At 64.1% G+C, this 23,036-nt stretch carries 17 protein-coding genes; 13 read left to right on the forward strand and 4 right to left on the reverse strand.

The window, feature by feature from the left end; all coding sequences use genetic code 11:
• Positions 1–116: 116 nt before the first annotated feature.
• The gene (gene phoU, locus ACP7AX_RS17250) at positions 117–770 is read right to left on the reverse strand and encodes a phosphate signaling complex protein PhoU (protein ID WP_131685003.1); all 654 of its coding nucleotides are present in this window, start codon (positions 768–770) and stop codon (positions 117–119) included.
• Between the two features lie 195 nt (positions 771–965).
• Between phoU and ACP7AX_RS17255 the strand changes: the two genes are divergently transcribed.
• Both ACP7AX_RS17255 and ACP7AX_RS17260 read left to right on the forward strand, forming a co-directional pair.
• On the forward strand, positions 966–2,183 hold the full coding sequence (locus tag ACP7AX_RS17255) for a sensor histidine kinase (protein ID WP_426228155.1): 1,218 nt from the start codon (positions 966–968) through the stop codon (positions 2,181–2,183).
• Positions 2,180–2,860, forward strand: a complete 681-nt coding sequence (locus ACP7AX_RS17260) for a response regulator transcription factor (RefSeq protein WP_108598564.1) — start codon at positions 2,180–2,182, stop codon at positions 2,858–2,860. Before ACP7AX_RS17255 ends, ACP7AX_RS17260 begins: the two co-directional genes overlap by 4 nt.
• A 100-nt stretch (positions 2,861–2,960) precedes the next feature.
• Here the strand turns inward: ACP7AX_RS17260 and ACP7AX_RS17265 are convergent, their stop codons facing one another.
• Positions 2,961–3,521 (reverse strand): hypothetical protein, encoded by a 561-nt coding sequence (locus ACP7AX_RS17265; protein ID WP_426228157.1) that lies wholly within the window; start codon positions 3,519–3,521, stop codon positions 2,961–2,963.
• Between the two features lie 255 nt (positions 3,522–3,776).
• Here ACP7AX_RS17265 and ACP7AX_RS17270 point away from each other — a divergent pair, with 255 nt between their 5' ends.
• The 5 genes from ACP7AX_RS17270 to rlmB all read left to right on the forward strand — a co-directional run bounded on the left by ACP7AX_RS17270 (position 3,777) and on the right by rlmB (position 8,221).
• Positions 3,777–4,259 carry a CarD family transcriptional regulator gene (locus ACP7AX_RS17270; RefSeq protein ID WP_026266570.1) on the forward strand — a complete coding sequence of 161 codons (483 nt, stop codon included), beginning with the start codon at positions 3,777–3,779 and terminating at the stop codon, positions 4,257–4,259.
• A 93-nt stretch (positions 4,260–4,352) separates the two neighbouring features.
• Complete coding sequence (gene ispD / locus ACP7AX_RS17275; RefSeq protein WP_131685004.1) at positions 4,353–5,135, forward strand: 2-C-methyl-D-erythritol 4-phosphate cytidylyltransferase; 783 nt, start codon at positions 4,353–4,355, stop codon at positions 5,133–5,135.
• Between the two features lie 2 nt (positions 5,136–5,137).
• Positions 5,138–5,635, forward strand: coding sequence for a 2-C-methyl-D-erythritol 2,4-cyclodiphosphate synthase (gene ispF / locus ACP7AX_RS17280; RefSeq protein ID WP_131685005.1), 498 nt, complete (start codon positions 5,138–5,140; stop codon positions 5,633–5,635).
• Positions 5,636–5,698: 63 nt separating this feature from the next.
• Positions 5,699–7,156, forward strand: coding sequence for a cysteine--tRNA ligase (gene cysS / locus ACP7AX_RS17285; RefSeq protein WP_426228161.1), 1,458 nt, complete (start codon positions 5,699–5,701; stop codon positions 7,154–7,156).
• A 69-nt stretch (positions 7,157–7,225) separates the two neighbouring features.
• Positions 7,226–8,221, forward strand: a complete 996-nt coding sequence (rlmB, locus tag ACP7AX_RS17290; protein WP_131685007.1) for a 23S rRNA (guanosine(2251)-2'-O)-methyltransferase RlmB — start codon at positions 7,226–7,228, stop codon at positions 8,219–8,221.
• 131 nt (positions 8,222–8,352) lie between these two features.
• Here rlmB and ACP7AX_RS17295 read toward each other — a convergent pair whose 3' ends face one another.
• Positions 8,353–9,168 (reverse strand): carbon-nitrogen hydrolase family protein, encoded by an 816-nt coding sequence (locus ACP7AX_RS17295; RefSeq protein WP_426228163.1) that lies wholly within the window; start codon positions 9,166–9,168, stop codon positions 8,353–8,355.
• Between the two features lie 138 nt (positions 9,169–9,306).
• Here ACP7AX_RS17295 and glgX point away from each other — a divergent pair, with 138 nt between their 5' ends.
• Genes glgX through ACP7AX_RS17310 form a run of 3 tightly spaced genes read left to right on the forward strand, consistent with a single transcriptional unit; the run spans position 9,307 to position 12,302 of the window.
• Entirely contained in the window at positions 9,307–11,418 is a 2,112-nt protein-coding gene (gene glgX, locus ACP7AX_RS17300; RefSeq protein WP_426228165.1) for a glycogen debranching protein GlgX, read from the forward strand.
• A 15-nt stretch (positions 11,419–11,433) separates the two neighbouring features.
• Positions 11,434–11,937 (forward strand): ribonuclease domain-containing protein, encoded by a 504-nt coding sequence (locus tag ACP7AX_RS17305; RefSeq protein WP_131685010.1) that lies wholly within the window; start codon positions 11,434–11,436, stop codon positions 11,935–11,937.
• A gap of 8 nt (positions 11,938–11,945) precedes the next feature.
• A complete protein-coding gene (locus ACP7AX_RS17310) occupies positions 11,946–12,302 on the forward strand; it encodes a barstar family protein (protein ID WP_131685011.1) in 357 nt (118 codons plus the stop codon).
• Positions 12,303–12,314: 12 nt separating this feature from the next.
• Here the strand turns inward: ACP7AX_RS17310 and glgP are convergent, their stop codons facing one another.
• A complete protein-coding gene (gene glgP, locus ACP7AX_RS17315) occupies positions 12,315–14,933 on the reverse strand; it encodes an alpha-glucan family phosphorylase (protein WP_426228168.1) in 2,619 nt (872 codons plus the stop codon).
• Positions 14,934–15,085: 152 nt separating this feature from the next.
• Between glgP and ACP7AX_RS17320 the strand changes: the two genes are divergently transcribed.
• Genes ACP7AX_RS17320 through ACP7AX_RS17330 form a run of 3 tightly spaced genes read left to right on the forward strand, consistent with a single transcriptional unit; the run spans position 15,086 to position 22,660 of the window.
• Positions 15,086–17,167, forward strand: a complete 2,082-nt coding sequence (locus tag ACP7AX_RS17320) for an alpha-1,4-glucan--maltose-1-phosphate maltosyltransferase (RefSeq protein WP_426228170.1) — start codon at positions 15,086–15,088, stop codon at positions 17,165–17,167.
• Entirely contained in the window at positions 17,164–18,960 is a 1,797-nt protein-coding gene (treS, locus tag ACP7AX_RS17325) for a maltose alpha-D-glucosyltransferase (RefSeq protein ID WP_131685014.1), read from the forward strand. The genes ACP7AX_RS17320 and treS overlap by 4 nt, the downstream gene beginning before the upstream one ends.
• A gap of 1 nt (position 18,961) precedes the next feature.
• The gene (locus tag ACP7AX_RS17330; RefSeq protein ID WP_426228172.1) at positions 18,962–22,660 is read left to right on the forward strand and encodes a 1,4-alpha-glucan branching enzyme; all 3,699 of its coding nucleotides are present in this window, start codon (positions 18,962–18,964) and stop codon (positions 22,658–22,660) included.
• The last annotated feature ends 376 nt before the right edge of the window (positions 22,661–23,036 follow it).

Genomic DNA, 23,036 nt, shown 5'->3' on the forward strand with positions numbered 1-23,036 from the left:
GGTTCCCGGGTACGCTTTTCGGGCGTGGCCAAACCTGGCAAAAAAGTATGCAAAACAAACGCGGGGGGGCCGTTCCCCTCTGTGCCCCGCCCCGCCGTCGCAGGTTTATGGGGTGGCTAGAGAGCCTGCGGCTGCCATTCGCCGGTGACGAGGTAGGTCACCTTGCGCGCCACTGATACGCCGTGATCAGCGAAGCGTTCGAAGTAGCGGCTCGCGAGTGCCACGTCCACGGTGGTGGCGGGCGACTCCGCCCACTCCGGGGCAGCGATCGCCTTGAAGACACTCAGGTGGAGGTCATCGATAATGGTGTTCGCTTTGAGGATGTCACGGGCAACTTCAAGGTCCCGGGTCTCCAACAGTTCGGTGAGCTTCTCGGCAATCAGCTGGTCCTGCTCGGCCATTTTCACGAAGGTAGCCGTCATGGATGCGGGGATCACGGTGGACGGGAAGCGCAACCGGGCCAGCTGCGCGATGTGCCGGGCGAGGTCGCCCATCCGCTCCAGGGAGGCGCTCATGCGGAGTGCGCCCACAATCATGCGGAGGTCACTTGCCACCGGTCCCTGCAGGGCCAGGATGTCGATGGCCCGTTCATCCAGGCTGTTCTGCAGGAAATCAATGCGGGCATCTGCGGTGATGACATCTTCTGCCAGATCGACGTCAGCGATCTGGAAAGACGTGTTGGCCTTCCCGATGGCCTCGCTGACCAGCTTCGAGATCTCCACCAGCTGTTCACCCACCTGGGTCAGCTCTTCCTGAAAAACCTTACGCACGTGGGCGTCCTTTCCTTGGAACTCCGCACCGCCCATGTGGCAGACGGAACTCATGTCGCCGTTCGGCACTCCAACGGGTAACTCTGTCAGCGGGCGGTTAACTCTTTGTCGTTTGTAGATGAACGTTAGCTGAATCGTTCGTGCAATGGCCCGGGGCGCACCGGTAGGCCATTAGTCACAGCATAAGCTGGAGCCGTGGATTCTACGCTCATCGGTGTCATCGCCGGCCTGGTTGGCCTGGCGTTAGGCACCTTCGGCGTGCTTGCGTTCAGGGTGAGCGAACAGCAGCGGCAGCTTGTCGAGGTCGACGACGACGAAGTCACCCTGCCGCCGGGCGCCGCGGAGGTGCTTGCCGTCGTCGGACGGGCGTTTGTGGTGGTGGACGCCGTGGACGGCGTGGTGCGTGCCAGCCCCGCCGCCTACGCTTACGGACTGGTCCGGGGCCACACGGTGGTCCACAAGCAGCTGCTGGACATGACGGCCGGTGTGCGCCGTGATGGCGTGATTTTGGAAAAACGGTTGGAGCTTCCCCGCGGCCCCCTTGGCCAGGGAACCATCATCGTGCAGGTGCGCGCAGCCATGCTCGGGGAGGAATACATCCTGCTGCTGGCCGATGACCGCACCGAGATCACCCGTACCGAGGAAATCAGGAACGACTTCGTGGCCAACGTCTCCCACGAGCTGAAGACCCCGGTGGGTGCAATTTCCCTGCTGGCCGAAGCGCTGGAATCCTCGGCAGATGACGAAGAAGCCGTCCGCCGGTTCGCCAAGCGCATGCACAAGGAATCCGGCCGGCTCGCGGCCCTCGTGCAGGACATCATCGAACTTTCACGCCTTCAGGGTGCCAGCGTCTCCCAGGAGGGTACGGCTGTGGATATCAACGCCGTCATTTCCGAAGCTGTGGACCGTTCCCAGCTTCCGGCCGAAAGCAAGAACATCCAGATAGTTGTCGGTGAGCGGGTGGAGGCCACGGTTTTCGGTGACCGGGACCTGTTGGTCACAGCCCTGCGGAACCTGATTGACAATGCCATTCGCTACTCACCTGAAAACACTAAAGTGGGCGTCGGTGTCCGGTCCAAGGAAGGGCTTATCGCCGTGTCCGTGACGGACCAGGGGGAGGGCATGAGCCTGGAGGACCAGGAGCGTGTCTTCGAGCGGTTCTACCGCGTGGATTCGGCGCGGTCGCGCCACACAGGCGGAACAGGCCTGGGCCTGAGCATCGTCAAACACGTAGCTTCCAACCATGGCGGTGAGGTGACTTTATGGTCCCGTCCCGGCCAGGGTTCCACTTTCACCCTGAGGCTTCCTGAGATGGAAACCCAGGACGAGCCTGAACACTCAGGTGTTAAAGATCGAGCCGTACACCAGCGAGTTAAAGAACGCGGCGTACATGAGCAAGGAGCCAGCGCTTGAGCCGGATTTTGATAGTCGAGGACGAAGAATCGTTCAGCGATCCCCTGTCCTATTTGCTGGGCAAGGAAGGTTTCGAAGTTGAGGTGGTGGACAACGGACTGGACGCCATCACAGAATTCGATCGGAACGGCGCGGACTTGGTGCTGCTGGACCTGCAGCTCCCGGGTCTTTCGGGCACGGAAGTTTGCCGCCAGCTGCGCCAACGCTCAAGCGTCCCGGTGATCATGCTGACGGCCAAGGACTCGGAGATCGATAAGGTGGTTGGCTTGGAGCTGGGCGCCGATGACTACGTCACCAAGCCGTATTCCTCCCGCGAGCTGGTGGCCCGCGTGCGCGCAGTGCTCCGCCGCCAGGGCGAGCCCGAGGAACTGATCTCGGCTACCGTCCAGGCCGGGCCGGTCAGGATGGACATTGAGCGCCACGTGGTGAGCGTGGGCGGCGAACAGGTGCTGCTGCCGCTGAAGGAATTCGAGCTGCTGGAAATGCTGTTGCGTAACTCCGGCCGGGTCCTCACCCGCGGCCAGCTGATTGACAGGGTCTGGGGTTCGGACTACGTGGGGGACACCAAGACCCTTGACGTGCACGTGAAGCGGCTCCGCGGCAAGATTGAGCCGGACCCGTCTGTTCCCAGGTACCTGGTCACCGTCCGGGGCCTCGGCTATAAGTTCGAGCCGTAGGCAAAAGCCGGCAGGAAAGCAAGAAGGAGGGACTCCCACCGGGGAGTCCCTCCTTCTTGCATTCAGTCTTGCGGCCTCACCGCTTTCGCGGAAAGACCGGTTAGTGGGCTGCCCCCGTGGCGGTGGCCGACGGCGACGGGCTGGGGGAGCCGGACGGGGTGGGTTCGCTGCCGGCGGGCAGGTACGGCTTGTACTCCGCCAGCGTGCCGTCCAGGACAGGAACCCGGACTGTCTTGTTCACGGAGGTGCCGTCCTCGCTGACCTTGACGTCCACCAGGGAACCGGCGATGCCGCCGGAAGTGCTGAGGATGGCTTCATCGGTGGAGTCGTTGAGCAGGGTGGAGGAGTTGGCTTTCACGGAAACCTGCGTCTGGGAGCCCGCGGCACCGTTGACAGTGAGCTTAACGTCCTGCGATGAGGAGTTGTACACGGCGCCGAGCAGGCGGCCGGGCTTGTCCTCGCCCCCGGAAACGATGAGCATGTTCCGCAGCTGCAGCGGGCCCAGATCGGCGTGGACGCCGTCCGACGCGGCATACATCTCGGAAGTCTGCTGGGAATTGATGTAGCCGCAGCCGGTCATCGTTGCCAGGCCGAGGGCCAGGGCTCCTGCCGTCAGTGCCAGTTTGCTGCCCTTGGCCCGGGTCATCGCAGTGAAACGCACGTCACGTACTCCTCGAGAGTCTTGAAACATTATTCAGCCATAGCCTAGCGGCAAACGTGCCCAAAGGAGGATTCCGGGCGTTCATATTGTCCTTGGCAGCGGCCGGTCGATGCACTATTATCTGCATTCGTCAAGGGGGTGAAGGGGGTCGATTTCACCCTTTTTCCGCGGAATCATGCGGTTCCGGGACCCGATACGCGCCTGTCATATGCCTGAATCGTGATAAACTGGTCTGCGGGAAAGGGGAATGTTTACATGGTATTTGAGGTCGGCGAGACAGTAGTTTACCCTCACCACGGTGCTGCAAAAATTGAAGAAATCAAGATGCGCACTGTCAAGGGCGAAGAGAAGATGTATCTCAAGCTCAAGGTGGCTCAGGGTGATCTGACCATTGAAGTTCCAGCAGAGAATGTTGACCTTGTTGGGGTCCGTGACGTAGTGGGCAAGGAAGGTTTGGAGCACGTTTTCGATGTGCTTCGGGCTGAGTTCACTGAAGAACCCACCAACTGGTCACGCAGATACAAGGCAAATCTGGAGAAGCTTGCTTCCGGTGACGTCATCAAGGTTGCAGAGGTAGTTCGTGACCTCTGGCGCCGTGATCACGATCGTGGCCTTTCCGCAGGTGAGAAGCGAATGCTGGCCAAGGCCCGGCAGATTCTGATTTCAGAACTGGCGCTGGCTGAAAAGACTGATGAAGAGAAGGCTGCAAGCGTTCTCGACGAGGTCCTGGCTTCCTAAGAATTGAGCCCCGGGGGTACATGGGTACCCCCGGGGTTTCTTTTTGCCCATTTTCGGCCGGCACTGTCATCGCAGGGACGTAGGCTGGACCGCATGAACAACGGACTGCCCCGCCCTGTCACCGCCGTCATTATTGTGGCCGCGGGTTCCGGCGAGCGGCTGGGTTACGGTATGCCCAAAGCTGCTGTCCCGCTGGGTGGCGAGCCAATCCTGATGCACGCACTGCGTGGCGTTGTCGCGTCCGGGGTCGGCAGCCAGGTCTGCGTGGTGCTGCCTCCCGGTGCAGACGGCCTGCGGGATTTGTGCGAGGACTTCAGGGAGGAACTGGCCGACGGTGGTCCTGTCCTCACCGTACTCGACGGCGGCGCTACCCGTGCAGACTCCGTCAGGGCGGGAATCGCGGCCCTGATGGACGGGATCGAAGCCGTGCTGGTGCACGATGCCGCCAGGGCGTTGGCCCCCGAGAACGTTTTCCATCGTGTGGTTGATTCCCTGGCCGCCGGCGCCCTTGCGGTGATCCCGGCAATACCCGTCGTGGACACGGTCAAGATGGTCGCCCGGACCAGTGGTGATGACGCCGCCATCGCCCCGGAACTGGTGACCGGGACTGCCCCGCGGGAAGAATTGCGCTCGGTCCAGACACCGCAGGGTTTCCGGCTTTCCACCCTGCAGGACGCACACGCGGCGGCGTCGGGCTTTGATGAGCAGCAGGCGGCCGCCGTCACCGACGACGCCATGCTGGTGGAGATGCTGGGAGTCCGGGTGCACGCCGTCCACGGCTCCACCCAGTCCTTGAAGATCACCACCCCCCTTGATCTGATCATTGCCGAAGGGCTGCTCGAAGGCCCGCTGGGAATCCGTTGGGTGGAGGGCTAGGCATGAGTGAACCTCACATGATCCTGCCGCGCACCGGCATAGGCATGGACGTCCACGCCTATGCGTCCGAAGACCTTCCCCGTCCGCTCTGGCTGGGCGGGCTGTTCTGGGAGGGCGAGCGTGGACTGGCCGGACACTCCGACGGTGACCCGGTTGCCCATGCCGCGGCAGACGCCCTCTTCTCGGCCGCCGGCATCGGGGATCTGGGAACGCATTTCGGCACCGACCGGCCGGAATTCGCAGGGGCCTCCGGCGTAACGCTGCTGGCGGAGGCGGCCAGGATTGTCCGGGCCGCCGGGTTTGAGATCGGCAACGTGGCCGTACAGTTCGTCGCCGGCCGGCCCAAATTCGGTCCCCGGCGGCAGGAGTCGCAGGGTGTCCTGAGCGAAGCAGCCGGGGCACCCGTCAGCGTGACGGCCACTACCAGCGATGGCCTGGGTTTCACCGGCAGGGGTGAGGGCATAGCTGCCGTCGCCACCGCCCTGGTGTATCCCCGCTGATCCTTCGCGTTGCCGGACCTGCTGCAGGAGCAGGGCCGGACGGCTTTCGTCTATTCTGGAGCGGTGACTCTCCGCTTTTACGACACAGCATCCGCCGAAGTCCGTGACTTCGTTCCCCTCGTCCCGGGAAAAGCGAGCCTGTACTACTGCGGAGCCACCGTGCAGGGCATGCCGCATGTCGGCCATATCCGCTCGGCCATTGCCTTTGACCAGCTGACCCGCTGGCTCGAATACCGGAACCTGCGCGTTACGGTGGTCCGCAACTTCACGGACATTGACGATAAGATCCTTGCCAAGTCCGCAGAGTCCTTCGGCCCCGATTTCGAGGACGGTCCGGACGCCGTCCGCGAAGAGGAATGGTGGGCGCTTGCCTACCGCTACGAACAGGAATTCCTGAAGGCCTACGACACCCTCGGGGTTTCGCGGCCCACCTACGAGCCGCGGGCCACCGGCCACATCCCGGAAATGCATGCGCTGATCCAGTCGCTCATCGAGCGCGGCCACGCCTACCCGGCCCTCGATGATTCCGGCGACGTTTACTTCGATGTGAGGTCCTGGGACAAATACGGTTCCCTGACACGCCAGAACATCGAGGACATGCAAGGTGCACCGGACGCGGACCCCAGGGGCAAGAAGGACCCCCGCGACTTCGCACTGTGGAAGGGCTATAAAGAGGGAGAGCCGGCGACGGCGAGCTGGGCTTCGCCGTGGGGCGCCGGCCGGCCGGGCTGGCACCTGGAGTGCTCGGCGATGGTTACCAAATACCTGGGCGCCGAATTCGACATCCACGGCGGCGGACTGGACCTCCGGTTCCCGCACCATGAAAACGAAATGGCACAGTCCCAGGCGGCCGGGCATGGCTTCGCCCGCTTCTGGATGCACAACGGCATGGTGACTTACGAGGGCGACAAGATGTCCAAGTCCATCGGCAACACCATCAGCCCATCGGAAATGCTGGAACTGGCCTCCCCGCGGGTGGTCCGCTACTACCTCGGGCAGGCCCACTACCGCTCGGTGCTGGACTACCGTCCCACCTCACTCCAGGAGGCGGCGGCCGCCGTCGAACGCATTGAGGGCTTTATGAGCCGTGCCATCCAGGCACTTTCCACCGGCAGTAACTACACGTTCGCCACCTACGGGAAGGTGCCCGAGGAGTTCGAGCGCGCCATGGATGACGATCTGAACGTGCCCCAGGCACTCGCCGTCGTCCACGAAACAGTACGGTCCGGCAACACTGCCTTGACGGAGGGACGCCTGGAGGATGCACAGCAGGCGCTGCACAGCCTCCACGACATGCTTCGCGTCCTGGGCCTCAACTCGGTGGCTTCCGGTGCAGTGGCGGACACCCGGGAAGCAGCAGCCCTGCAGGTCCTCGTGGAGGCCCAGCTCGCTGCCCGCTCCCAAGCGCGTGCCAACAAGGACTGGGCTGCCTCGGACGCTATCCGGGACACGCTGAAGGCCGCCGGCGTCGCTGTTGAGGACGGCCCCGACGGCGCCACCTGGAGCCTGCAGCGGGACTGAACCGGCGATTTTACTTGATTCAGTAGACTGGTAGGCAGACTCAGTCAAACAATCAAGGGTGGAACTCTCATGGCCAACAATGGTCGCCGATCGGTAAAAGCGAAGAAGGGCCCCACCGTCGGAACCGGCGGTCATGGCCGTAAGGCCCTGGAGGGCAAAGGCCCCACGCCCAAGGCGGAGGACCGCCCCTACCACAAGGCCCACAAGAGCAAGCAGCTGGCGGAGCGGTCCGCGGCGAAGCGCGGCACCAACACCGGTGCCCGCAGCGCGGGCGCTTCCCGCTCCGGTCCCAAGGGCCGTGCCACCGAGGAAGTCGTCACCGGCCGCAACTCAGTGGTCGAAGCACTGCGTGCCGGCATCCCCGCCAAGGCCCTCCACATCGCCATCCGGATCGAGATGGATGACCGTGTCAAGGAATCCCTGAAGCTCGCTGCGGAACGCGGCATCCCGTTGCTCGAGACGGGCAAGCCCGAGCTTGACCGCATGACAGACGACGCCGTGCACCAGGGCCTCGTCCTGCAGATCCCGCCGTACGAGTACCAGGACGCCTACGACCTCGCCGAGGAAACCGTGGCGGCATGGAAGAAGGGGCACGTACCCAACGCTCCGCTGTTCGTGGCGCTTGACGGCATCACGGACCCGCGCAACCTCGGTGCCATCATCCGGTCCGTGTCTGCCTTCAGCGGCCACGGCGTCATTGTTCCCGAACGCCGCTCCGTTGGCGTCACCGCTTCCGCCTGGAAGACCAGCGCCGGCGCGGCCGTGCGGGTTCCCGTGGCTCGGGCCGCGAACCTGAACAGCGCCCTGAAGCAGTTCAAGAACATGGGCATCTTTGTCCTCGGGCTCGACGGCGACGGCGACGTTTCGCTTCCTGACCTCACCCTCGCCACGGAACCTGTGTGCATCGTGGTTGGCTCCGAAGGCAAGGGCCTGTCCCGCCTGGTGCGCGAGAACTGCGACCAGATCGTTTCCATCCCGATCGACTCCGCCATGGAATCGCTGAACGCCTCCATGGCAGTCGGCATCTCGCTGTACGAAGTCTCCAGGCAGCGCGCCGCCAAGTAGCGGGCGCCCGCGCCACCAACGCTCTGGCACTCCCTGCAATAAAATCAACAACCCTCTCTCACTTTCTTCAAGAAAGTGAGAGAGGGTTGTTGATTTTGTTGCGTTAAGTGCCAGAGCGTCCCGGGGGTGGGTTAGAAGTCCCGGCGGTTCGCCAGGACCGGGAGCCGCTGCCGGGCTTCCTGGACCACGCCGGGCTCCAGATCCGCGAAGAGCATCCCCGGGGCGCCGTCGAGCTCGTCCAGCACCTCACCCAACGGCGAGACGACGGCGGAGTGCCCCACGCCGGTGGGTGCACCGGGCTTGGCGGTGGCACCCTGGGTGGTGGGGTCGCCCTGCCCGCAGGCCAGGACGTAGGTGGTGGAATCCAGGGCCCGTGCCCGGGCCAGCAGACGCCACTGGTCAACCTTCCCTGGCCCGGAGGCCCACGACGCGCAGACGATGTTCACTTCCGCGCCACGTTCGGCGTTGGCGGTGAACAGCGCCGGGAACCGGATGTCGTAGCACGTGGCCAGGCCAAAGGTGAGGCCACCGGCGTCGAACGTTACCGGTTCAGTACCCGGGTCAACGGTGTCCGATTCAAGGAAGCCGAAGGCGTCAAAGAGGTGGACTTTGTCGTAGCCGGCTTCCACGCCGGGCCCGGTGGCCAGCAGCGTGTTCCGCACTTTTCCGCCGCCCGCACCGGCGCCGCTAGCCGAACCTGGCGTGAACATGCCCGCCACCACCACCAAATCCAGTGACGCGGCGATGCTCCGGACACCGGTGGCCCACGGCCCGTCCAGGGGTTCGGCGATGTCCGTCAACGAATTTCCGAACGCCCGCATGGAGGCCTCCGGGAAAACCACCATGGCAGCACCACCGGTTTTGGCCTTTTGGGCCTCCCTTTCCAGGATGGACAGGTTTGCGGCCGGATCCCGGCCACTGATGATCTGTGCCAGCGCAACCCGCACTTCATACCTCCGCCTCGACGTTTCCTTCCAGTATGCAACCCCGCTCCGTCTGAGGAGGCACGATGTCCGGCGGCGGCTTGCCGGTGTCACAATGTCGCGAGTGCGGACGAAAGGTCACCGGCGGCTACCATTGACGTGATGGTCATGCCGCTTTTCGACACCGCTTCCACCATGGATGCTTCATCTGCACATCCACTCGGTGTCAGCGTCCCGCGCCCGGGTTCCGGCGCGGACGACGCCCCGGACTCCACCGCCAACGTCGCCGTTTATGCGCCGAGCGTCCTGACGCTCGAAATCGCCTACCAGGCCCCCGGCGGTGACTGGCGCGTGCAGACCCTGCCCAACGTCACCCACGGTGTGCACCACGGCATAGTTGACGGGTTCCCGTACGGATCGCGCTATGGTTTCCGGGCCACCCCCCAGGCGGAGCCACTGCCGTTGTCAGTGCCGACGATGGACCTGGACGACGACGGCGCGCAGCCCCTGTTGCTTGATCCCTACGGCCGTGCGGTGGACCAGCGGGAAGGATTCCTGACGAACGTCCGGATGGCCGGCGATTTCGACTGGGGGCAGGACGAACGGCCGCGGCTGCAGTGGCGGAACACCATAATTTACGAGGCCCATGTCCGCGGCCAGAGCATGCTGCACCCGGACGTGCCGGAGGAATTGCGCGGAACCTATGCCGGCATGGCACATCCGGCAATCATTGAGCACATCAAGAGCCTTGGGGTTACCTCCATCCAGCTTCTCCCCGTGCACTTCCACCTGGACGAGCCGCATCTGCAGAACCTCGGCATGACCAACTACTGGGGCTACAACACTGCCGCGTTCTTCGCACCGCATCCGGGCTATGCAACCCAGGCTGCGCAGGAAGCCGGGCCGCAGGCCATCCAGGACGAGTTCAAGGGTATGGTCAAGCTGCTCCACGCAGCCGGACTCGAAGTGATCCTGGACGTCGTCTATAACCACACCGCTGAGGGCGGCGCGGACGGGCAGACCATCAGCTTCCGCGGGCTCGGTGAGACCGCGTACTACCGGACGGATGGCCACGGAAAATACGTGGATACCACCGGGTGCGGCAACAGCCTGAACTTCGGGAATCCCCGGGTAGTCCAGCTTGTGTTGGACTCGCTCCGGTACTGGGTGGATGAATTCCACATCGACGGCTTCCGCTTCGACCTGGCCGTGACAATGTGCCGCAACACCCACAACGAATTTGATCCCCGGCACCCGTTCCTGGTGGCGGTGGCTGCCGATCCCGTGCTTTCCGATGTGAAGCTGATCGCCGAGCCGTGGGACATCGGCTACGGCGGCTGGCAGACCGGCAAGTTCCCGGTGGGCTGGGTGGACTGGAACGATCATTTCCGGGACAGCGTCCGTTCCTTCTGGCTTTCGGACCGTGCAGCCATCGAGGCAGGCGGCCACGGCGGGTCTGTTGCCCGGCTGGCAGACGCCCTGTCCGGTTCCGCAGCGCTCTTTGAAGGCTCAGGCCGGTCCCGCCTCGCCTCGCTTAACTTCGTCACGGCACACGATGGCTTCACGCTCAATGACCTCGTCTCCTATGACCGCAAACACAATGAGGCCAACGGCGAGCAGAACCGGGACGGGCACGGGGACAACCGCAGCTACAACCATGGCTTCGAAGGCCGGACCGAGGACGAGGACATCCTGGCGCAGCGGGCCCAGTCGCGGCGGAACCTCATGGCCTCCATGATGATCTCCCTGGGCGTGCCCATGATCACCGCCGGAGACGAGTTGGCCCATACCCAGCAGGGCAACAACAACGCCTACTGCCAGGACAACCCCCTGGCCTGGATCGACTGGACGCGCACGCCTGAGTCCTCAGAGATGCTCCGGAGCACCAAACGCTATATCCGGCTGCGCAAAGAGTTCCTGGCCAGCCAGCCCCATGATTTTCCGGCCAGGGACGAGCAGTCCTACCTCTACTGGTTCGACCATTCAGGCCAGCCGATGTCCATGGAGCGCTGGAATGATCCCCGGCACCGCGTGATGCAGCTCCTGCTCGGATCCGATGACGGCACGCTGGCCGGGCTCGTGGTGGTCAACGGCAGCAACTCGGATGTGAAGATCACCCTTCCTGAGCTCACGAACGACGACGGAACGCCGCGCCGCATGTTCGAACTGCGGCTCACCACCTCGCCGCTTCACGAGCAGCGCCAGGGCGGGCGGGTGGCGTCCGGCGAGACGGACATCATCGAAGCAAACTCCATCAACATCTACCGTACGTAGCGGCGGAGGAGCCGAATGCGCCGCAACCGTTCCGTTGCCGCCCTGCTGCTGACCGGGCTGGCCCTTGTTGTACTTTTCGCCCTCGGCGGCACCGGCTTCCTTGAGTCCCTGACCGGAAGTCCGACGCCGGCGGCGAGTCCCAGCGCGGCCGCCGGACAGGCTGCTCCCGGTTCCGCCGCGGCCGGTTCTGGCGCGCCCGGTTCCGCGGCCCCCGCCGCTCCTGCCAACCCTTCCGGGCTACCGGCCATCAACGAGTCCGAGCTCCCGGTGGAAGCACGCCAGACCCTTGCCGCGATCCGCGCGGGCGGACCCTACCGCTACAGCCAGGACAATAAGACCTTCGGCAATTTTGAGCGCATCCTCCCGCGGCGGGATTCCGGTTACTACCGTGAGTACACCGTTCCCACCCCGGGGGAGTCGGACCGCGGAGCCCGCCGGATCGTTGCCGGTTCCGGGGGAGAAAAGTACTACACCCAGGACCACTACGATTCGTTCAAGTTCATCGCAGAAGGAAACTGAAGACCCCAATGAAGATCTACTCCGCCGATACCTGGACCATGGACGAGCTGCAGGCCCAGGTGGCCGATTCCGGCCGGCGAAGCCTGGTGGTTCCGGCCGCAGACAGCAAGAGAGCGGTCCTCGAGACCTTCGGCGAGGTCCTTGCCTTCCCCGAGCACTACGGCGTGAACCTTGACGCCCTGAACGACTCCCTGCACGACTTCGCCGACAGCATTACCGATGACGGAGCTGAACCCGTTACGGTCCTGTGGGAGGTGGCAGCCCGGTTCCGCAGCGACCGGTCCTTCGGGGTCATCTGCGAGATCCTGCAGGACGCCGAAAGCTACGCAGGCAGCGATCTGGCCGTCACTGCCATCCTGCTGTAGCTTCCGGGCGCCTCAGGCGTTGACGATCAGCCCCAGCTCAGCCTTCGATGCCAGTGCGTCGTGCCGGGGCAGGACGCGTACCGTGTAGCCGAACGGGCCGGAGCGGTCAATCACCAGGGAGCCGCTGAACAGGTGCCGCCCGTTGCCGAGGTCCTCCTTGGGCTGCAGGTCCATCACGGTGACATCGGCCAGGGTGTCGCTTTCCTCAGCCCGCCCGTAGGCGACCTCCACCGAGACGTCCTCGGGTGTCAGGGTATGCAGCGCCACGTACGCGTTCACCTGGAGGATGTCGCCGATCTGCGGGTCCTCGGACACGCCCACGGAATCCACATGCTCCACATGCAGCAGCGGCCAGGCGGAGCGCACCTTCGCGGTCCAGGCAGCCAGGATGCGGGCCTGGGCATAGGAATCGGCGACGGCGCGGCGGCCTGCTTCCGCCGCGGGCCGGTAGAGGACGTTGACGTAGTCGTGCAGCATACGTTCGGCTGATACGGCCGGCCCCAGGTGGGACAGGGTGTGCTTGATCATGGAGACCCAGTGGGTGGGGACTTTCTCCGCCTCGGTGGTAGAGGGACCGGCAGCTCCGGCGCTCTCAGACACAGTGCTGCCATAGAAGCGGGGCGCCACCTGGGTTTCCAGCAGCTCGTACAGCGCTGCCGCTTCGATGTCGTCGCGTTCCTCGGGGGACGCGTCATTGTTGGCGGTGGGGATCGCCCAGCCGTTCTCGCCGTCGTACATCTCATCCCACCAGCCGTCCATCACCGAAAGGTTCAGGGAACCGTTGATGGCCGCCTTCATACCCGAGGTCCCGCAGGCTTCCAGGGGACGCAGCGGGTTGTTGAGCCACACATCACAGCCGGGGAACAGGGTCCTGGCCATGGCGATGTCATAGTTGGGCAGGAATGCAATCCGGTGCCGGACTTCGGGGTCATCGGTGAAGCGGACCAGGTCCTGGATCATCTTCTTCCCGGCATCATCGGCCGGGTGGGACTTCCCGGCGATGACCAGCTGGATGGGGTGCTGCGGATGCAGGAGCAGGGCCTTAAGCCTGTCGGGCTCACGCAGCATCAGGGTCAGCCGCTTGTACGTGGGAACGCGGCGCGCAAAGCCGATGGTGAGGACGTCCGGGTCCAGCACGCTGTCCGTCCAGCCCAGTTCGGCGTCGGCGGCGCCGCGCTTCTTCCATGCTGCGCGGAGGCGGCGGCGGACATCTTCCACCAGGGCCGTGCGCATTTCGCGGCGGAGCGCCCACACATCCGCGTCGCTGACATTGTAGGCAAGGTCCCACCGGCCCATGGCTTCGGCCTCGGTGCCGAACTGTTCCCTGGCCAGCTTTGAGATGCGCCCGTCAACCCAGGTGGGCACATGCACGCCGTTGGTGACGGATGTGATGGGAACTTCGGAGTGGTCGAAGCCGGGCCACAGCGCCGAGAACATCCCGCGCGAGACTTCGCCATGCAGTTTGGCTACGCCGTTGGCCCGTTGCGCCAGCCGCAGGCCCATCACCGCCATGTTGAAGACCGACGGGTTGCCGTCGGCGTAGTTTTCCCGGCCGAGTTCCAGGATCCGGTCTACCGGGACTGCCGGCGCCAGCCCTGCCTGGAAGAAATGTTGGATCTGGGAAATCTCGAAGCGGTCAATGCCGGCCGGAACGGGGGTGTGGGTGGTGAAGACCGTGGAGGCCCGGCCCGCGGCGAGGGCTTCGTCGAAGCTGAGCGCGGCTTCTCCGGCCATCAGCTCCTGGATCCGCTCAATCCCCAGGAAACCGGCATGGCCCTCGTTGGTATGGAACACCTCCGGGGTGGGGGTTCCGGTGAGTTGCTGGTACGCGCGCAGGGCCTTGACCCCGCCCATGCCCAGCAGGAGCTCCTGCTGGAGGCGGTGGTCTCCGCCGCCGCCGTACAGGCGGTCCGTGATGCCGCGGGCGGCGTCGTCGTTGCCCGGGACGTTCGAATCCAGAAGCAGCAGGGGAACGCGTCCGACGTCGGCACGCCAGATGTGTGCCAGGAGCCTGCGGCCATTGGGGAGCGGCAGTGAGATCTGTACGGGCCGGCCGTTGCCGTCACCGGAAGGCTCACGGAGCAGGGTCAGGGGCAGTCCGTCCGGGTCAAGGACAGGGTAGGTTTCCTGCTGCCAGGCGTCGCGGGAGAGCGACTGCTTGAAGTAGCCGGCCTGGTACAGGAGGCCTACGCCGATCAGGGGCACGCCCAGGTCCGAGGCGGCTTTCAGGTGGTCACCGGCAAGGATGCCCAGGCCGCCGGAGTACTGCGGCAGGACCTCGGTGATGCCGAACTCGGGGGAGAAGTACGCGATCGCGGCCGGGGCGTCCGGGCCAAGGCCCTGGTACCAGCGGGGTTCGTCAAGGTAGCGGTCCAGGTCCTGCGCGGCGGCCCGGACCTTCCCAACGACCTCCTGGTTGGCGGCGAGGCTTTGGAATTCCTCCCGGCTGACGCGCCCAAGGAAACTGATGGGGTCCTGCCCGCATTCCTCCCAGATCCGGGGGTTCAGCCCCGCAAACAAATCACGCGTGGGCCGGTGCCATGACCAGCGCAGGTTGGTCGCCAGCCGGGCCAGCGGCCGGATGGGTTCCGGGAGAACAGTACGGACGGTAAATCTGCGGATTGCCTTCACCTGCGCCACACTAACCGACAACTAGGACCGCCGGAACTGCTTTCGCTTTCTTTTAGGTAAATGACAGTTGACGTGTCGGAAAAGTCGAATCCGCGGGGGGAAATCGTGAGCAGGCTTAGCATTCTGGCCCGTTTCTCGCTAACGTCGAGCATGTGACGACTAACTCAGGAACCACCGCCCCTTCCAAGAAAAAGCCGAAAGGCAAAATCACCGACGGGCTTAGATTCGGCCGTTTTCCGATCACCGCCGTGCAGCCAGTGGTGGAGGACGGAAAATTTCCTGCCAAGGCTTTGCCAGGGGAAGGGATAGTGGTGGGAGCCACCGCTTTCCGGGAAGGGCACGATCAGCTTGGCGTCAGCGCGGTCCTCCTGGATCCCCGCGGCAAGGAGCGCCAGCGCGTCAGGCTGGCGCCGCCGCCGGGGGAACGCGGGATGGGGACCGACCGCTGGGAGGGCGTCCTCACGCCGTCGGCCGTTGGAAACTGGACTTTCTTCATTGAGGCCTGGCACGACCGCTACGGAACCTGGCACCACAACGCGGAGGTCAAGGTAGCCGCCGGCATCGACGTCGAGCTGATGCTCGCCGAAGGCTCGGCGCTGCTACTGGACGCGGCCGACGACGTCTTCCGCACTGCGGCGGACCGACGCACCCTGCGTATGGCTGCTGCTGTCCTGGCGGACAAGTCCCTGAGCGAGGAGGAACGCCTCGGCGCCGGATTCGGCGCGGATGTGGCCGCCATCGTGGAACGACAGCCCATCCGCGAACTGCTCACTGTTTCCGAGCAGTACCCGCTGCTGGTGGAACGCGATCTTGCGGGCCGCGGCGCCTGGTACGAATTCTTTCCCCGTTCCGAAGGTGCCGTGCGGGACCACAACACCGGGGCATGGACTTCCGGTAATTTCCAGACGGCGGCCAAACGGCTCGACGCGGTGGCTGCCATGGGTTTCGACGTGATCTACATGCCGCCGATCCACCCCATCGGCATCCAGCACCGCAAGGGCCCCAACAACACCCTCATTGCGGGTCCGCACGATCCCGGCTCGCCGTGGGCCATCGGCGCCAAGGAGGGTGGCCACGACGCCATCCACCCGGACCTGGGAACGTTCGAGGACTTTGACGCCTTTGTGGCCCGGGCTAAGGAACTTGGCCTGGAAGTCGCCTTGGACCTGGCACTCCAGGCTGCGCCGGATCACCCCTGGGTTCAGTCCAACCCGGAATGGTTTACCACCCGTGTTGATGGCAGCATCGCCTACGCGGAAAACCCGCCCAAGAAATACCAGGACATCTTCCCGCTGAATTTCGACAATGATCCGGAGGGGCTTTCCAAGGAAATCCTGCGGATCGTCCTGTTGTGGGTCAGCCACGGCGTGAAGATCTTCAGGGTCGATAATCCGCATACCAAGCCGGTGTGGTTCTGGGAATGGCTGATCGCCCAGGTCAACAAGAAGGCCCCCGGCGTGGTGTTCCTCGCTGAGGCGTTCACCAGGCCCGCCATGATGCATGCACTGGGCCGGGCGGGCTTCCAGCAGTCCTACACCTACTTCACGTGGCGGAACACGAAGAAGGAACTGGAGACGTACTTCAACGAGGTCAGCCATGAGTCTTCGGCCTACTTCCGGCCCAACTTCTTTGTCAACACCCCGGACATCCTCACGGAATACCTGCAGTTCGGCGGCCCGGCGGCCTTCAAGATCCGGGCAGCCCTGGCCTCCACCGCCAGCCCGCTTTGGGGTGTCTACGCCGGCTACGAACTGTATGAGCACGTTGCCCGGCCCGGTGCGGAGGAGTACATCGACAACGAGAAGTTCGAGTACAAGGCCCGCGACTGGGACGCTGCAGCGGAATCAGGCCGCACGCTGACGCCCTACATCACCCGGCTCAACGCCATCCGGCACGCCCATCCGGCGCTGCAGGACCTGCAGAACCTTACGGTCCACCACAGCACGGATGACGCCACGGTGGTGTACTCCAAGCACAAGACCCTGCCCGACGGCACCAAGGACACCATCATCGTGGTGGTGAACGTTGACCCGCACGGCATCAGGGAGAGCACCGTTTCGCTTGACCTTGCAGCCCTCGAGCTGGACCCGGAGGACCTTTCGCCCAACGGCGGGTTCCTGGTGGAGGACCTCATTTCCGGAGAATCCTGGGAATGGGGCGAATACAACTACGTCCGCCTCGACGCGCACGTCGAACCCGCACACATCCTGAGCGTGAGGAGATTGCATCAGTGAGCTTTAACCCGCAGAGTTCCAGCCAGCATTTCACCCCTAAGGGCACCTTTGAGCTAAATGCCCCTGGTCTACCGCATGATCCGCTCTGGTACCGGAAGGCCGTGTTCTACGAGGTGCTGGTCCGGGCCTTTGCGGACGCCAACGGCGATGGCTCAGGTGACTTCAGCGGCCTGATCGACAGGCTCGACTACCTCCAGTGGCTGGGGGTGGACTGCCTGTGGCTCCCGCCGTTCTTCCAGTCACCGCTGCGTGACGGCGGCTACGACATCTCCGATTACAACTCCGTCCTGGACGAGTTCGGCACCATCACCGATTTCAAACGTCTGGTGGCGGAGTCCCACGCCCGCGGTGTCCGGGTCATTATCGACCTGCCGCTGAACCACACCTCGGACCAGCACCCCTGGTTCCAGGAATCGCGGAAGGACCCTGACGGGCCGTTCGGTGACTTTTACGTCTGGAGCGATACCGACGAGAAGTACCAGGACGCGCGCATCATCTTCGTGGACACCGAGGAGTCCAACTGGACCTTCGATCCGATCCGCCGGCAATTTTTCTGGCACCGCTTCTTCGGCCACCAGCCTGACCTCAACTTTGAAAACCCGAAGGTCATCGAGGCCCTGTTTGATGTGGTCCGTTTCTGGCTTGACCAGGGCATCGACGGCTTCCGTGCTGACGCGATTCCGTACCTCTTCGAAGAGGAGGGGACCAACTGCGAGAACCTGCCCGCCACGCACGACTTTCTGCGTAAGCTGCGGGCCATGGTGGACGAAAGCTACCCGGGCCGCGTCATCATCGCCGAGGCCAACCAGCCGCCCAACGAGGTCGTGGAGTACTTCGGGACTGCGGAGGAACCGGAATGCCACATGGCCTTCCACTTCCCCATCATGCCCCGCCTCTACTACGCCCTGCGGGACCAGAAGGCTGCTCCGATCATCGAGACCATGCAGGACACTCCCGAGATCCCCGAAGGGGCCCAGTGGGGAACGTTCCTGCGGAACCACGATGAACTGACCCTCGAAATGGTCACCGCCGACGAACGCGCGGCCATGTTGGGCTGGTATGCGCCGGATCCCCGGATGCGCGCCAATATTGGCATCCGCCGCCGCCTGGCGCCGTTGCTGGACAATTCGCGGGCCGAGATCGAACTGATCAACGCCCTGCTGCTGTCATTGCCGGGCAGCCCCTTCCTGTACTACGGGGACGAAATCGGCATGGGCGACAACATCTGGCTCGAAGACCGCGACGCCGTCCGTACGCCGATGCAGTGGAACCCGGACCGGAACGCAGGCTTCTCCCACGCTGACCCCGGCAAGCTGTACCTCCCGGTGATCCAGTCGCTGGTGTACAACTACGCCATGGCCAACGTCGAAGCGGAAGCCGCCCACTCCGGCTCACTGCTCCGCTGGACCCGTCAGATCCTGAGCGTCCGCAAGAACCACCCGGCCTTCGGGCTGGGCTCGTTCAAGCACGTGGAGGCCGATCACGACTCCGTGGTGGCATATCTGCGGGAACTCTCGGATGACAACACGGCGGGGGAGGAGGGCGAAACCATCCTGTGCGCCTTCAACCTTTCGCAGCACCCGGTCGCGGCCCAACTCAAGGTTCCCCAGTTCGCCGGCCGCGGACTGCGGGATGTCTTCGGCGGCCAGCCGTTCCCGGGAATCGACGGCGACGGTACCCTGACGCTTACTTTGGGAAGCCACGACTTCTTCTGGCTGCGGATCCGTTCGGCAACCTCGAATCCGTCCTCGCCCTACACACAGGCGCTCCCTATCCTGTCCATCGAGAACTGAGATGAACGAACCCACGCTCACTGCCATGCTGGTCCCTGTTCTGCGGGAATGGCTTCCGCTGCAGCGCTGGTTCCCGGTGAAGTCAGCCGATTTTTCGCTGGAACAGGCGGGGAGCCTGAGGCTTGAGGACGCGGCCGGCCAGGCTCGGCTGGAGGTGTTCCTACTGGCCGTCTCGTACCGCACGGCCGACGGCGGACGCCGGACGGATGTCGTCCAGGTCCCCTTGAGTTACCGGGACTTCCCGCTCGCCGGTGGTGAGCGGGGTCTGGTGGGGCAACGGCCGGATGCCGGCATGCCCTGGATCTACGACGCCGTGTACGACCCCTCGTTTGTGGCCGCATGGCTGGAGCTGATCCGTTCAGAAGGGGCACACTCCGGTTCGGCGACGGGCCACAGCACACGGTCGGACCACCGTCTGCCCACAACCAATGGGGTCGTCAAGGTCCTCTCGGGTGAGCAGTCCAACAGTTCGGTCATAGTGGACGACGGCGAGTCGGCGGCGATCGTGAAATTCTTCCGGGTCCTGTCCGAGGGAGTGAATCCCGAGGTTGAGGTAGGAGCGGCACTGACCGCCCTGGGCACCTTTGAGGTTCCGGCGACCCTCGGCTGGGTGCGTGGGGAATGGATCGCGCCTTCGCCGCAGTCTCCGGGCCAGTTGCCCTCTGTTGCCCGTCACGTTCAGGGCGAGCTCGCGGTGGCCCATGAATTCCTCGCCGGCGGCCGTGATGCCTGGCGCCTCGCGGTGGACGCCGCCCGCACCGGAACCGACTTCACCGCCGAGGCACACGGCCTTGGTGCGGCCACCGCAACAGTCCACCGCCGGCTGGCGGACGCCCTCGGCAAGACCGGGGAGTCTGTTCCGGGCGGGATCATTGCACCCGGAGTAGCCCTGCGCGTACGGCAGGCATGGGCAGAAGCCGGTGCCGCCGTCGGGCCTTACGACGCAGAGCTGGACAAGCTCCTTGGCGAGCTTAGCGGGGTCCCGGCCGGGCCGCTCCAGCGGATCCACGGCGACCTGCATCTGGGCCAGATCCTGCAGGTCCCGGGTCACGGTGACGGGCAGGACCGTTGGGCCATCCTGGATTTTGAAGGTGAGCCGCTACGGCCCATCTCCGAGCGGAACTTCCCTGACGTCCCGCTCCGGGACGTCGTAGGCATGCTGCGGTCCTTCGATTACGCCGCGGGCGCGGCCGAACGGGAGTACCAGGGCGCCCACGTTCCCGCGTCGTGGGTAGACGATTGCGCGGATGCGTTCCTTGCCGGCTATGCCGCCGTCACTCCCGGCACGATCGACCGAACCTCACCGCTCTTTGTGGCATTGTGGCTGGACAAGGCGCTCTATGAAGTGGTTTATGAATTGCGGAACAGACCCGACTGGCTGGCCATTCCGGCGAATGCGTCCAGGCGGCTCCTCAGCGGTAAAGGCCCCGGCGATCATGCCGGGGCAGCAGCGGAAGGTATCAACATGACAGGTTCAGCACGTACAGACAGGCCCGGTGTGCCGCTCCACGTGGACGCGGACACTCTCGCCCAGGTGGGCAACGGGGAACACCACGCGCCGCACTCGGTACTCGGTGCCCATCTGGATGACCACGGACACGTGACTGTCCGGACGGTGAAGCACCTCGCGGAAGAGGTCAGCGTGGTGACAGCCGCCGGTGCCGTGCCCATGACCCACGAAGCCAACGGGGTGTGGGTGGCTGTGCTGGAGCCGCTCCAGCCCGGCCATGTGCCTGACTACCGGCTGGAAGTTACGTACGCGGGTGCCGCACCCCAGACCATGGACGAGCCCTACCGCTACCTGCCCACAGTGGGCGAAGTGGACCTCCACCTCATTGGCGAGGGCCGGCACGAGAAACTCTGGGAAGTACTGGGCGCACACGTCCAGCACTACAAGTCCTCCCTCGGTGACGTGGACGGTGTGTCCTTTGCCGTGTGGGCCCCGAATGCCCAGGCCGTCAGGATCAAGGGCGACTTCAACGCCTGGGACGGCCGCGAAAATTCGCTCCGCTCACTGGGCTCTTCGGGTGTGTGGGAAGTCTTCCTGCCGGGCGTTTTAGCAGGGGCGTGCTACAAGTTCGAAATCAAGACCAAGAGTGGCTACTGGGTTGAGAAAGCCGATCCGCTGGCGTTCGGGACAGAGGTCCCCCCACTGACCGCGTCACGGGTAGTGGAGCCCTCCTACGCTTTCCAGGACTCCGAGTGGATGGAAGCCCGCGCCCAGCGTGATCCCCACAATTCACCGATGAGCGTTTACGAGGTCCACCTCGGATCCTGGCGCCTCGGCCTCGGATACCGGGAACTCGCCAAGGACCTGGTGGAGTACGTCAAGTGGCTGGGATTCACCCATGTGGAGTTCATGCCCGTGGCCGAACACCCCTTCGGCGGTTCTTGGGGTTACCAGGTGACGTCCTACTTTGCGCCCACCTCGCGGTTTGGCCACCCTGACGAATTCCGTTACCTCGTGGATGCCCTGCACCAGGCGGGAATCGGCGTGCTGCTGGACTGGGTCCCGGCACACTTCCCCAAGGACTCCTGGGCACTGGCCCAGTTCGACGGCGAACCGCTGTACGAGCACGCCGATCCGAACCTGGGCGAGCACCCCGACTGGGGAACGCTGATCTTTGACTTTGGCCGGACCGAGGTGCGCAACTTCCTGGTGGCCAACGCCCTGTACTGGCTCGACGAATTCCACATTGACGGGCTCCGGGTTGATGCTGTGGCCTCAATGCTTTACCTCGACTACTCGCGTGAAGACGGCCAGTGGTCGCCCAACCGTTTCGGCGGCCGGGAGAACCTGGAAGCGATGTCGTTCCTGCAGGAAGTGAATGCCACGGTCTACAAGACCCACCCCGGCGCGGTGATGATCGCCGAGGAGTCAACGGCGTTCCCCGGGGTTACCGCCCCCACCAGCCACTCCGGGCTCGGCTTCGGCCTGAAGTGGAACATGGGCTGGATGCATGACTCCCTCAAGTACATCTCCGAGGACCCGGTCAACCGCAAGTGGCACCACGGTACAGTGACGTTCTCGATGGTGTATGCCTTCACTGAGAACTTCCTGCTGCCGATCAGTCACGACGAGGTAGTGCACGGCAAGGGCTCCATGCTCCGGAAGATGCCGGGGGACCGCTGGCAGCAGTTGGCCAACCTGCGTACCTTCCTCGCGTATCAGTGGGCCCACCCCGGCAAGCAGCTCATCTTCATGGGCACCGAGTTTGGCCAGGAAGCCGAGTGGTCCGAGCAGCATGGCCTCGACTGGTACCTGGCCGAGATTCCTGCGCACCGTGGCATCCAGCTCCTCACCAAGGACCTGAACGAGCTGTACAGCTCGACGCCGGCGCTCTACACCCGGGACAACGAACCCGGCGGTTTCCAGTGGATCAACGGGGGCGACGCTGACCATAACGTCTTGACTTTTGTCCGCTGGGACAAGGAGGGCAACCCCCTGGTGTGTGCCATCAACTTCTCGGGGGGACCGCATGTGGGCTACACCCTGGGAGTCCCCGCCGCCGGCGCATGGACCGAAGTCCTCAATACAGACGGGGCCGCGTACGGCGGATCAGGTGTCCTGAACGCCGGTCAGCTGACTGCCACAGGCGAAGGGCGGGACGGCCAGCCGGCATCGCTCACCGTCACGCTTCCACCCTTGGGCGCGGCGTACTTCAAACCCGCCGCCAAGGCAGCCGGAGCACTGAAGTAATGTGAGCCCGCTCTCCTAAGTTGGCGCGGAAAAGCCCGGAATCCCTTGAGATTCCGGGCTTTTCCGTCTCACCAGCCCTCGGCGTCAGGGGGCTCTTGGGGGCTCTGGTGGCCATCCCGGAAAAGTGGTGGTAGAGTTTATTTCCGCGCTGCTCCACGGAGTCAGACCGAAAAAACCGACACGGAAGCCCTCAGGGCATTGCGAGTCGGGGTGCGGTTTTGACAAAATGGAAGACAGCCGGTAAGTTTGAAAAGTTGCTCCGGAGCGATCCACGGCTGAGATGTTGTGGTGGTGCCGGGTGTGTCTGTTGTTTGAGAACTCAATAGTGTGCCAAGTTTGTTGATACCAATTTATTGTATTGAATTGGTTGAATTGG

This window comes from Pseudarthrobacter sp. DSP2-3-2b1 (assembly GCF_049895945.1).
GTDB lineage: Bacteria > Actinomycetota > Actinomycetes > Actinomycetales > Micrococcaceae > Arthrobacter.